The organism is Pseudomonas sp. PS02302 (genome assembly GCF_029959585.1).
GTDB lineage: Bacteria > Pseudomonadota > Gammaproteobacteria > Pseudomonadales > Pseudomonadaceae > Chryseomonas > Chryseomonas aestiva.
In genome coordinates, this window is the sequence record NZ_JASCON010000129.1 from 1 (window position 1) to 7,622 (window position 7,622).

The window sequence follows — 7,622 nt, forward strand, 5'->3', positions numbered from 1 at the left end:
GTATTGCCGCCGCCCAGGTAGGCCTTCTCCAGCACCGCGACATTGGTGATGCCGTGGTACTTGGCCAGGTAGTAGGCGGTGGCCAGACCGTGGCCACCGCCCCCGATGATGACCACGTCGTAGCTGGACTTGAGTTCCTTCGGCGGGGGCAGATCGACCTCAACCGGATAGTCGGCGGACAGGCCGTATTTCAACAGGCTGAAAGGCATGGTGGACTCCCGGTCAGGTCGTGACGGCGTGGGGGTGCTGGCGCTGGGCGGCGCCCAGGGTGTTGTGCAGGAGCAGGGCGATGGTCATGGGCCCGACCCCGCCCGGCACCGGGGTGAGGGCGCCGGCGATCTCCGCCACCGCCGGGTCGACATCGCCTACCAGCCGGGCGCCGCCGGCGTGCTCCACGCGATTGATGCCGACGTCGATGACCACCGCGCCGGGCTTGACCCAGTCCACGGTGACCAGACCGGGCTGGCCGGCCGCGGCCACCAGGATGTCGGCCTGGCGGCACAGCGCGGCGGCGTCGCGGCTGCGCGAATGCACCAGGGTCACCGTGCAGTGCGCCTGCAACAGCAGAGCCGCCATGGGCTTGCCGACGATGTTGGAGCGGCCGACCACCACCGCATGGCGTCCGCTGAGATCACCCAGCTGGTCCTGCAGCAGCCGCAGGCAGCCGGCCGGTGTGCAGGGCACCAGACCGGGTTGGCCCAGGGCCAGGGCGCCAACGTTCTCGCGGTGAAAGCCATCGACGTCCTTGTCCGGGCGAAGCGCCTGGAGCACCGCCGCCTCGTCGATCTGCGGCGGCAATGGCAGTTGCACCAGGATGCCGTGCACTTCCGGGTCGGCGTTGAGCGCGGCGATCAGGGCGAGCAGCTCGATCTGCTCAAGATCCGCCGGCAACTCATGGCTGAGCGAGCGGATGCCCACTTCGGCGGCACGGCGGAGCTTGTTGCGCACATACACCTGGCTGGCCGGATCGCTGCCCACCAGGATGACCGCCAGGGCCGGCTGGATACCCCGCGCGCGCACCTCGGCCACATCTTGGGCGACCTCCTGCAGCAGGCGGGCGGCGGCGGCCTTGCCGTCGATCAGTCGGGCGCTCATCGAAACACCACCACGCGATTGCCATTGAGGAACAGCCGCCGCTCGATGTGGTACTTCACCGCCTTGTACAGGGCAACGGTCTCGGTATCCCGGCCGATGGCGACCAGGTCTTCGGGACGATAGCCGTGGTCGACGCGTTGCACCTCTTGCTCGATGATCGGGCCTTCGTCGAGGTCCGAGGTCACGTAGTGGGCGGTGGCCCCGATCAGCTTGACGCCACGCTCGAAGGCCTGGTGGTAGGGCTTGGCGCCTTTGAAGCCGGGCAGGAAGGAGTGGTGGATGTTGATGGCGCGGCCGGCGAGCTCCTGGCAGAGCTCGTTCGAGAGGATTTGCATGTAGCGCGCCAGCACCACCAGTTCGGTCCCGGTCTCCTCCACCAGGCGCAGCAATTCGAGTTCCTGCTGACGCTTGCTGTCCTTGGTCACCGGCAGGTAGACGAAGCGGATTCCTTCCCGTTCGGCCATGGGGCGCAGGTCCAGGTGATTGGAGACGATGGCGGTGATCTCCATCGGCAACTCGCCCTTCTGGTGGCGATAGAGCAGGTCGGTGAGGCAGTGATCGAACTTGCTCACCATCAGCAGCACCCGCGTGGGGCGGGCGGTGCTGTACAGCGCCCACTGCATGGCGAAGTCGGCCGCGACTGCGGCGAAGCCGTCGCGCAGCGCCTCGATGCCGGTACTGGCGCCCGGGTTGAAGCGGAACACTGTGCGCATGAAGAAGCGCTCGGTGAAATCGTCGTCGAATTGCGCCATCTCGGCGATGTAGCAATTGTTGCGGGCGAGATAGGTGCTGACGGCGGCCACGATGCCCGAGGTGGCCGGGCAACTGACATTGAGGATGTAGGTGGGCAAGGTTTCCATATGCGCGTCCGGATTTCACCAGTGGAGGAACATTTCGCTGCGGCGTTATTTCCTGTTGGGAATATAAAATTCACGGATGCTTTTATAGGGCAAGCGCAGGCGCTCGTCCAGAGTCGAGTAATAAAAATTTCCCAGCAGTTATAAGTTCGCCTTTTTACCGGTGAAATCCCCTTTCACCGGCGAGACGGGCGCGGTTCAGTCGTCCTTGAAGGTCATGATCGACAGCAGTTTGATAGGCACCTGGTTCAATCGCTCCGGGCCGTGGGGGACGTCGCTGTCGAAGGTAAGGCTGTCACCCGGGCCCATTTCATAGAGGTGGTTGCCGTGGCGATAGACCAGGCTCCCTTCGAGCAGGTGGATGAACTCGGTACCGGGATGGGAAAAGGTGGGGAATTCCTCGCTGGCATCATCCATGGAGACCAGATAGGCCTCCAGGCTCTTCTTCGGCCCACGGGAGTGGTTGAGCAGGTGATAGGTGTGTCCCTTGTCGGTCCCCCGGCGCACCACCTCGAGACCTTCGCCCGCCTTGACCAACAGGGCGTCGCGTTCCTGCTGGTCGTACTGGCTGAACAGCCGCGACAGCGGCAGGCCCAGGGTGTCGCACAGCCGGCCGAGCGTTTCCAGGCTGGTGGAGACCTGGGCGTTCTCGATCTTGCTCAGCATGCCCTGGCTGATACCGGCCATGCGCGCCACCTCGGCGGTCTTCAGGCCCTGATCCTGGCGCTGGCGACGAATCTGGATGCCAATGTACTGCTCGATCTTCAGGCGTGGCTCACGACTCGGGGATTCTTGCATCATTTTAGTTTTGAGAATAAAAAATTCGCACCAGTAAAGTGCAGGAAGGAGGGCGGATACGCGCGGGCATCCGATGTGGCTCCCATCATGCCGGAAAAAATCCCCGCGGGCTGCTGCCGGGATTTTCCTTGGGATCCGTAGGGTTAACTCGCTGACGGGAAGGTTCTGGCCTAGCGGTCGGCGAAGCGGACGCGACTTGGCAAAGTCTTTGCTTTCCTGTTGGGAAGAATAAATTCCCATTGGGAATATAGTGGATCTCAGCCAAGGAGCCCGTCATGTTGCCCAGCGAAACCCAGCATCTCATCGACCAGCACGGTATCCGCTACGTGCTGGCCCAGTTCGTCGACATCCATGGTTCCGCCAAGACCAAGTCCGTGCCAGTGGCCGGCCTCGCCGCCGTGGCGGAGGAGGGTGCGGGTTTCGCCGGTTTCGCCATCTGCGGCATGGGCATGGAGCCCCACGGTCCCGACTTCATGGCCCGTGGCGATCTTTCCACCCTGATCCCGGTACCCTGGCAGGCCGGCTACGGGCGGGTGGTGTGCATCGGTCATGTCAACGGCAAGCCCCATCCCTATGACAGCCGCTACGTGCTGCAGCGCCAGGTAGCGCGCCTTGGCGACCGCGGCTGGAGCCTGAACACCGGGCTGGAACCCGAGTTCTTCCTCATGCGCCGCGACGAGGTCGGTAAGCTGTCCCTGGTGGACGGCAGCGATACCCTGGACAAGCCCTGCTACGACTACAAGGGTCTGTCGCGTTCGCGGCTCTTTCTGGAAAAGCTCACCGAAGCCCTGCAGCCGGTCGGTTTCGACATCTATCAGATCGACCACGAGGACGCCAACGGCCAGTTCGAGATCAACTACACCTACAGCGAGGCGCTGGAGTCGGCGGATCGCTTCACCTTCTTCCGTATGGCCGCCGGCGAGATCGCCAACGAACTGGGCATGATCTGTTCCTTCATGCCCAAGCCCGATCCCAAGCGCGCCGGCAACGGCATGCATTTCCACCTGTCGCTGGCCAGCGCCACCAGCCGCAACCTCTTCCACGACGACAGCGATCCGCGCGGCATGGGCCTGTCGCGACTGGCCTACCATTTCCTCGCCGGCCTGCTGGCCCATGGTCCGGCGCTCTGCGCCTTCGCCGCGCCCACGGTGAATTCCTACAAGCGCCTGGTGGTGGGCCGCTCGCTGTCCGGCGCCACCTGGGCGCCGGCCTTCATCGCCTACGGCGCCAACAACCGCTCGGCGATGATAAGGGTGCCCTATGGCCGCCTGGAATTCCGCCTGCCCGATGCCGGCTGCAATCCCTATCTGGTCACCGCCGCCATCATCGCCGCCGGTCTCGACGGCATCGAGCGCGAACTGGACCCGGGCGCGCCCTGCAACGAGAACCTCTACAACCTGAGCCTCGAGGCCATCGCCGCGCGGGGGATCGAGACCCTGCCGCAGAGCCTCAAGGAAGCCTGCGACGCCCTGGACGCCGACCCGCTGTTCCGCGAGATGCTCGGCCCGGAAATCGTCGACGAATTCATCAAGCTGAAGCGCATGGAGTGGGTGGAATACAGCCGCCACGTCTCCGACTGGGAGATCCAGCGCTACACCGAATTCTTCTGATCGCCCCCTCTTTATCGATCGATCTTCGGGCGCCCCCGGTACGCCCCCTGCCTGCGAAGGAGTGACACCCATGTGTGGAATCGTTGGACTCTATCTGAAGAACCCGGCGCTGGAGGCCCAGCTCGGCAGCCTCTTCGAGCCCATGCTCGAAGCCATGACCGACCGCGGTCCGGACAGCGCCGGCTTCGCCATCTACGGTGACGAGGTGGCCGAGGGCTGGGTCAAGCTGACCCTGCAGGCCACCTCCGACGGCTATGACTTCGCCGCCCTGGTCACTGCGTTGCAGCAAAAACTTGATGCCGAGCTGGACTGGTTCCAGAACGCCAGCGCCCTCGTGCTCAAGATCCGCGCGGCGGAAGCCGAGGTCCGCGCCGTGCTGGCCGAGCTGGCGCCTGAGCTACGCATCATGAGCGCCGGGCGCAGCATCGAGATCCTCAAGGGCATGGGCCTGCCCCAGGAGATCGCCAGCCGCTTCGGCCTGGCCGGGATGCAGGGCAGCCACATCATCGGCCACACCCGCATGGCCACCGAGAGCGCCGTGACCCTGGAGGGCAGCCATCCATTTTCCACCGGCGCCGACCTCTGCCTGGTGCACAATGGCTCGCTGTCCAACCATTCGCGGCTGCGCCAGAGCCTCAGGCGTGAGGGCATTGCCTTCGAGACCGAGAACGACACCGAGGTCGCCGCCGGTTACCTGACCTGGCGGCTGCGCGAGGGCGACAGCCTCAAGCAGGCACTGGACCGTTCCCTGGAGGATCTGGACGGCTTCTTCACCTTTGCCATCGGCACCCGCAACGGCTTCGCGGTGATCCGCGATCCCATCGCCTGCAAGCCGGCGATCCTCGCCGAAACCGACGACTACGTGGCCATGGCCTCCGAGTACCAGGCGTTGTCGAGCCTGCCCGGCATCGAGCGGGCCAAGGTCTGGGAGCCGGCACCGGCCACCCTGTACGTCTGGGAACGCGAGTTGGCCTGAGGAGCAGCGCAGATGAAAACCTTTGATCTCACCCAAATCGCCGTGCGCGAGCTCAACCAGGCCCTGCACGACGTCGCCCAGACCGCCACCGAGCGCGAGTGGGTGGTCACCCATCCCAATGGCGCCCACAACCTTGCCGTGGGCGTGAACGCTGCCGTGTCCGTGGATATCAACGGGCACGCCGGCTACTACTGCGCGGGCATGAACCAGCATGCCGCCATTACCGTACATGGCAATGTCGGCGTCGGCTGCGCGGAAAACATGATGTCCGGCGCGGTACGGGTCAAGGGCAGCGCTTCCCAGGCCGCCGGCGCCACCGCCCATGGCGGCCTGCTGGTCATCGAAGGCGACGCCGGCGCGCGCTGCGGTATTTCCATGAAGGGCGTCGACATCGTCGTCGGGGGCAGCATCGGCCACATGAGCTGCTTCATGGGCCAGGCCGGGCGCCTGGTGGTCTGCGGCGACGCCGGCGACGCCCTGGGCGATTCGCTGTACGAGACGCGTATCTATGTGAAAGGCCGCGTGGCCTCCCTGGGCTCGGACTGCATCGAGAAGGAGATGCGCGCCGAACACCTGGCCGAGTTGCAGGAACTGCTCGACACCGCCGGCTTCGCCGAGCGTGCCGCCGACTTCAAGCGCTACGGCTCCGCCCGCCAGCTCTACAACTTCAAAGTCGACAACGCCTCGGCCTATTGATCGCGCAGGAGAATCGCCATGACTGACCAGAACACCCCCGTGCTGCGCGAATCGGCCACCTTCGATCGCCTCACCATCCAGGAAATCCAGCGTGCCGCCGAGACCGGCATCTACGACATCCGTGGTGGCGGCACCAAGCGCAAGCTGCCGCATTTCGATGACCTGTTGCTGCTGGGCGCCAGCGTCTCGCGCTACCCGCTGGAGGGTTACCGCGAGAAGTGCGGTACCGACGTGGTGCTCGGTACCCGCTTTGCCAAGAAACCCATCCACCTGAAGATCCCAGTGACCATTGCCGGCATGAGCTTTGGCGCGCTCTCGGCCAATGCCAAGGAAGCCCTCGGCCGCGGTGCCAGTATCGCCGGCACCAGCACCACCACCGGCGACGGCGGCATGACCCCCGAGGAGCGCGGCCAGTCCCAGCACCTGGTCTACCAGTACCTGCCGTCGCGCTACGGCATGAATCCCGACGACCTGCGCAAGGCCGACGCCATCGAGATCGTCCTGGGGCAGGGCGCCAAGCCCGGCGGTGGCGGCATGCTGCTGGGCATGAAGGTCACCAAGCGGGTGGCCGGCATGCGGACCCTGCCCATCGGCGTCGACCAGCGCAGTGCCTGTCGCCATCCCGACTGGACCGGTCCGGATGACCTGGCGATCAAGATCGCCGAGTTGCGCGAGATCACCGACTGGGAAAAGCCCATCTACGTGAAGATTGGCGCCAGTCGGCCCTATTACGACGTCAAGCTGGCGGTCAAGGCCGGCGCCGACGTGGTGGTGCTCGACGGCATGCAGGGCGGCACCGCGGCGACCCAGGAGGTATTCATCGAGCACGTCGGCATTCCCATCCTGCCGGCGATCCCCCAGGCGGTGCAGGCGCTGCAGGAGATGGGCATGCACCGCAAGGTGCAACTGATCGTCTCCGGGGGCATCCGCAATGGCGCCGACGTGGCCAAGGCCATGGCCCTGGGTGCCGATGCCGTGGCCATCGGGACGGCGGCGCTGATCGCCCTGGGCGACAACCATCCGCGGCTGGATGCCGAACTGCGCAAGCTCGGCTCCGCCGCCGGCTACTACGACGACTGGCAGAACGGCCGCGATCCGGCGGGCATCACCACCCAGGACCCGGAACTGGCCAGACGCCTCGACCCGGTGGAAGGCGGTCGTCGGCTGGCCAATTACCTGCGGGTGCTGGTGCTGGAAGCCCAAACCATGGCGCGCGCCTGCGGCAAGTCGCACCTGCACAACCTCGACCCGGAAGACCTGGTGGCCCTGACCATCGAGGCCGCGGCCATGGCGCGGGTGCCGCTGGCGGGTACCAGTTGGGTACCGGGGCAAACCGGGTTCTAGTGGTGTGGTCGTTTCTCTCTGCGACTCGTCCTGAAAGGAGCTGCCTTTTGCTAGCGGTCAGGGTGGCGATAGACCGTAGGTTGGGTTGAGACGGCTCTATCGTCGAAGCCCAACATTGCCGGCCCTCGGGGCGACGTTGGGCTTCGCTGTGCTCAACCCAACCTACGGCCGCTCGCCATGGTGGCGATCGGGCGGTCTGCAACACCTTTCTTCGGCCAGGCCGCCTCGGGCGCCGGGCCGCCCGCC

The 7,622-nt window shown here is 65.5% G+C and carries 8 protein-coding genes; 4 read left to right on the forward strand and 4 right to left on the reverse strand.

The window, feature by feature from the left end; all coding sequences use genetic code 11:
* The 4 genes from QMX82_RS24925 to QMX82_RS24940 form a co-directional block, all read right to left on the reverse strand.
* The coding region (locus tag QMX82_RS24925; RefSeq protein WP_282288562.1) for an FAD-dependent oxidoreductase at positions 1–209 on the reverse strand (209 nt) is incomplete at its 3' end.
* A 13-nt stretch (positions 210–222) separates the two neighbouring features.
* Complete coding sequence (gene folD, locus QMX82_RS24930; RefSeq protein ID WP_282288564.1) at positions 223–1,095, reverse strand: bifunctional methylenetetrahydrofolate dehydrogenase/methenyltetrahydrofolate cyclohydrolase FolD; 873 nt, start codon at positions 1,093–1,095, stop codon at positions 223–225.
* Complete coding sequence (purU, locus tag QMX82_RS24935; protein WP_187979401.1) at positions 1,092–1,955, reverse strand: formyltetrahydrofolate deformylase; 864 nt, start codon at positions 1,953–1,955, stop codon at positions 1,092–1,094. Before purU ends, folD begins: the two co-directional genes overlap by 4 nt.
* Before the next feature lie 195 nt (positions 1,956–2,150).
* Positions 2,151–2,750: a helix-turn-helix domain-containing protein gene (locus tag QMX82_RS24940; RefSeq protein ID WP_187981360.1), complete on the reverse strand. Its 600-nt coding sequence runs from the start codon at positions 2,748–2,750 to the stop codon at positions 2,151–2,153.
* A 275-nt stretch (positions 2,751–3,025) separates the two neighbouring features.
* Between QMX82_RS24940 and glnT the strand changes: the two genes are divergently transcribed.
* From glnT to QMX82_RS24960, 4 genes are all read left to right on the forward strand, one after another.
* Complete coding sequence (gene glnT / locus QMX82_RS24945) at positions 3,026–4,360, forward strand: type III glutamate--ammonia ligase (RefSeq protein WP_187979400.1); 1,335 nt, start codon at positions 3,026–3,028, stop codon at positions 4,358–4,360.
* 70 nt (positions 4,361–4,430) lie between these two features.
* Positions 4,431–5,336, forward strand: coding sequence for a class II glutamine amidotransferase (locus QMX82_RS24950; RefSeq protein WP_280307577.1), 906 nt, complete (start codon positions 4,431–4,433; stop codon positions 5,334–5,336).
* Between the two features lie 12 nt (positions 5,337–5,348).
* Positions 5,349–6,032 carry a protein glxC gene (locus QMX82_RS24955; RefSeq protein WP_187979398.1) on the forward strand — a complete coding sequence of 228 codons (684 nt, stop codon included), beginning with the start codon at positions 5,349–5,351 and terminating at the stop codon, positions 6,030–6,032.
* An 18-nt stretch (positions 6,033–6,050) separates the two neighbouring features.
* Entirely contained in the window at positions 6,051–7,376 is a 1,326-nt protein-coding gene (locus QMX82_RS24960) for an FMN-binding glutamate synthase family protein (RefSeq protein ID WP_282288569.1), read from the forward strand.
* The last annotated feature ends 246 nt before the right edge of the window (positions 7,377–7,622 follow it).

Coding starts and splice junctions, on each gene's coding strand:
- glnT (WP_187979400.1), top strand. CDS start 3,026: ATGTTGCCCAGCGAAACCCAGCATCTCATCGACCAGCACGGTATCCGC.
- folD (WP_282288564.1), bottom strand. CDS start 1,095: ATGAGCGCCCGACTGATCGACGGCAAGGCCGCCGCCGCCCGCCTGCTG.
- QMX82_RS24955 (WP_187979398.1), top strand. CDS start 5,349: ATGAAAACCTTTGATCTCACCCAAATCGCCGTGCGCGAGCTCAACCAG.
- QMX82_RS24940 (WP_187981360.1), bottom strand. CDS start 2,750: ATGCAAGAATCCCCGAGTCGTGAGCCACGCCTGAAGATCGAGCAGTAC.
- purU (WP_187979401.1), bottom strand. CDS start 1,955: ATGGAAACCTTGCCCACCTACATCCTCAATGTCAGTTGCCCGGCCACC.
- QMX82_RS24960 (WP_282288569.1), top strand. CDS start 6,051: ATGACTGACCAGAACACCCCCGTGCTGCGCGAATCGGCCACCTTCGAT.
- QMX82_RS24950 (WP_280307577.1), top strand. CDS start 4,431: ATGTGTGGAATCGTTGGACTCTATCTGAAGAACCCGGCGCTGGAGGCC.